Source organism: Komagataeibacter kakiaceti JCM 25156, from assembly GCF_000613305.1.
Genome location: NZ_BAIO01000924.1, coordinates 1 through 526, shown reverse-complemented (window position 1 = coordinate 526; position 526 = coordinate 1). Strand labels below are relative to the sequence as shown.

Annotated in this window: 1 protein-coding gene; it reads left to right on the top strand. The window is 62.9% G+C overall.

What is annotated here, in order from left to right; genetic code table 11:
- Positions 1-329 (top strand): energy transducer TonB (locus tag JCM25156_RS20070; protein ID WP_025814562.1); only part of this gene is annotated, 329 nt, incomplete at its 5' end.
- Positions 330-526 lie beyond the last annotated feature (197 nt).

The window sequence follows — 526 nt, the reverse complement described above, 5'->3', positions numbered from 1 at the left end:
CCGCGCCGCCGGCTGATGCGCCGGTGTCCAACGCGCCGCCGGTTGCCGATCACTCGGCCGGTACGTCGCCGCTGAACCACGTGGTGCCGGAATATCCGGAAGAAATGTCGGAAGAAGGCCGTGAAGGCATCGTATCGGTCGCCTGCGACGTTGAGGCGACGGGCGTGACCAGCAACTGTCAGGTGGTCAGCGTAAAGGGTGGTGACGCCTTTGCCGAAGCCGCGCTGAAGGCGGTGCGCCGCTCACGTTACGCACCGGCGGTGAAAAATGGTGTGCCCGTCAAGGAATATCACCATCTCTATACGATCACGTTCAGTCTGAACGACTGAGCCTGAGTATCAAGGTCAGGCGCGGCGGGGGCCGGCAGCACCCCGCCGCCTCGGAAAAAACATCCTGCTCCAGAGGATTTTGGTTAAATGATCAGACTGCATCGTAAACATACTCTTGTTGCCTCGGCCGCGTTCGCCGCCATGTTGTGTGCTGCCTCTCCGCTCGCAGCCCTGGCGCCAGGACCGCCGCCCCGGCC